Annotated in this window: 3 protein-coding genes and 2 pseudogenes; 3 read left to right on the plus strand and 2 right to left on the minus strand. The window is 44.5% G+C overall.

The features are described 5' to 3' along the window. The first annotated feature begins 403 nt into the window (after window positions 1-403). The 3 genes and pseudogenes from F6K20_RS36060 to F6K20_RS40340 all read left to right on the plus strand — a co-directional run bounded on the left by F6K20_RS36060 (window position 404) and on the right by F6K20_RS40340 (window position 1,171). A complete protein-coding gene (locus F6K20_RS36060; RefSeq protein ID WP_287298033.1) occupies window positions 404-652 on the plus strand; it encodes a hypothetical protein in 249 nt (82 codons plus the stop codon). Between the two features lie 12 nt (window positions 653-664). After that, window positions 665-1,024, plus strand: a pseudogene (locus F6K20_RS40335) (choice-of-anchor W domain-containing protein); the annotation flags it as partial. A 12-nt stretch (window positions 1,025-1,036) separates the two neighbouring features. Further along, the gene (locus tag F6K20_RS40340) at window positions 1,037-1,171 is read left to right on the plus strand and encodes a PEP-CTERM sorting domain-containing protein (RefSeq protein ID WP_324293467.1); all 135 of its coding nucleotides are present in this window, start codon (window positions 1,037-1,039) and stop codon (window positions 1,169-1,171) included. On the opposite strand, the pseudogene F6K20_RS36070 reads toward F6K20_RS40340, so the two are convergent. Further along, window positions 1,113-1,529 (minus strand): annotated as a pseudogene (locus F6K20_RS36070) (IS607 family transposase); the annotation flags it as partial. The gene F6K20_RS40340 and the pseudogene F6K20_RS36070 sit on opposite strands and share 59 nt — an antisense overlap. Window positions 1,530-1,541: 12 nt before the next feature. Then, window positions 1,542-1,730, minus strand: a complete 189-nt coding sequence (locus tag F6K20_RS36075) for a hypothetical protein (RefSeq protein ID WP_008182324.1) — start codon at window positions 1,728-1,730, stop codon at window positions 1,542-1,544. Between the last annotated feature and the right edge of the window lie 289 nt (window positions 1,731-2,019).

Genomic DNA, 2,019 nt, shown 5'->3' on the forward strand with positions numbered 1-2,019 from the left:
TTCAACTCTTGACTCTGACCCTGAATCGGCTCAAGTCCCAGAACCAGCAGCAACTACAGGTGCGACCCGTGGCGAATTTAATTCTTAATGGGTCAAGGGCACAAAGAGCGGAAAGCGCACCTAAGGTTTGTTAGGGCGCTAGCTTTGTTGGATATCAGCTTTTTGTCCAAAGGTCGTGGCAGGTAGGGTCGATCTTCGTCAACTATTAATACAGATTTCAATAAAGTTAATACAGATAGAACGTTAATACAGAAATACGGATAGAAAGCAAACGCGAGGCTCTTAAGGCCAAAGGCCACGCTACGCGAACAGAGCCGCTACGCGATCGCAAACACTCAGTCTCGATACTTTGATCAGTTGTTACTGCAATAACAACTAATACTCCATATAGGCAAGAGAAATAATGATGACTCGTAATTTACTATTAAGTTTGGGAGTGTCAGCACTAGGACTAGCTTTTACTCCCTTTGGAGCCAGTGCGTTTACGATTGGTGGTAATCTGACTGAAACAGAGTTCCAGAACCTAGCTCCCGAGATCTTCCTGTCTGCCAAGAGTCGTTTTGGGTCTGGAACAATAGGAGGAAACACTTTTGAGCTAGATATCCACAAGGTTAACGCTAGTGGTGGTTTTACTAACTTAGATCAGAAATAATTTAATTGGGTCAGTGGTGAAGCGGTTGATTTCTTACTGGAGTTCGATGGTATTTCTCAACTCACCTATACCGTTGGTGACGTGGTTCTTTCGTCTACAGTTACAGAGGATAACTTCTCAGATTTGTTTCTACGGACTAGTGCTCGTAAGAATAACAGCAGCATTGTACTGAGCAACTTGATGTTAACCGATAGTGCCATGTCTGCTAGTCTTCCTGACGCATCCAGTGTTTGTAGTAATCCTAATGATTGCGGTTTTTTTGATGCACAGTATTTACACATCAGTAACGTTTCAGGTGCTTTCACCCTCACTGGTCAATCAACTATGACCATGTCAGTTGAGAATCGGCCCACACAATCTCGACTAGCGTATCAGGTTAAATTAGTGGCTGGTGAGCCGGGAGACAAGCCCCCTGTTGATGTACCAGAGCCAGCTACGATGTCGGTGTTTTCCCTAGGTTTTATGGGTTTGGTTCTAACTGGTACTCGTCGCCGCCATCAGCTTGGAGTTCAGCGATAATTTTTTCGATCTTTTTCTTAGCATGATCTTGCCTGTACAACCTAGCAGAGAATGACTTGATAATAGCAATCAAATCCTGCATCAACTCGTCTTTACCCTTATCTACTTGGTTGACAATTTCTAACTGAATACCTAAACGATACAGCATAATCTCCAAGTAATTGATGCCGAATCTAGCCAGGCTGTCTTTATGCTCTACTAGTAAAATGTCGTAGCCATCAGAATGCATAAGAGTGGCTAATTGTTTACGATTATCGTTGAGTCCACTTCCTACTTCTTTGATAATTTTGACAATCGTGTAACCTTTAGCGATCGCATACTGTTGAAGACGTTCAACTTGAAGCTCAACGTCTGACTTATGCTCAGCAGATCAGACTCGCCCATAGATAGCAACTCGTTTGGTGTTTGATGGCTGGGTTTTCTGTTGATGGAAGTACTCAACGATGACTGAGCCACTTTCGGTTTGGAATGCTGGATGAGGCAACTTACCTGCCTTCCACCATCTCCAAGCCGTCTGGTAGCTTACTGCCATGTGTTTGGCATAGTCTTTGAGTCGCATCTGTGCTAATTACCTCCCTTGTGAGAGATTAGCACAGATGTTTGTTTATGACTATATTTTATGAATACAACAAGAGGAATAGATAGAATCATCAACAGTAGCCAAAACAGTCTGCCCAAGAAAGAAAATTGGCCATGAGCTGATGGCGACAGCCCCGCGCTCTACCCGTGCTTAGTGAGCGTCTTGAAGTTACCGTAAGGATAGGGTCGCCTTAATCAATGGAGGCCCGCTTTCCCCTTGCGCAAGGCTACGGCGTCTCGGAGCCCAAGCGTATCCAGCGCGCCGTCAA

It is taken from the genome of Moorena sp. SIO2C4 (assembly GCF_010672485.1).
In the GTDB taxonomy this organism is placed as follows: Bacteria; Cyanobacteriota; Cyanobacteriia; order Cyanobacteriales; family Coleofasciculaceae; genus Moorena; species Moorena producens.

Excerpts from the sequence above, each read along its gene's own strand:
- F6K20_RS36060 (WP_287298033.1), top strand. The coding sequence starts at position 404 with ATGATGACTCGTAATTTACTATTAAGTTTGGGAGTGTCAGCACTAGGA.
- F6K20_RS36075 (WP_008182324.1), bottom strand. The coding sequence starts at position 1,730 with ATGCGACTCAAAGACTATGCCAAACACATGGCAGTAAGCTACCAGACG.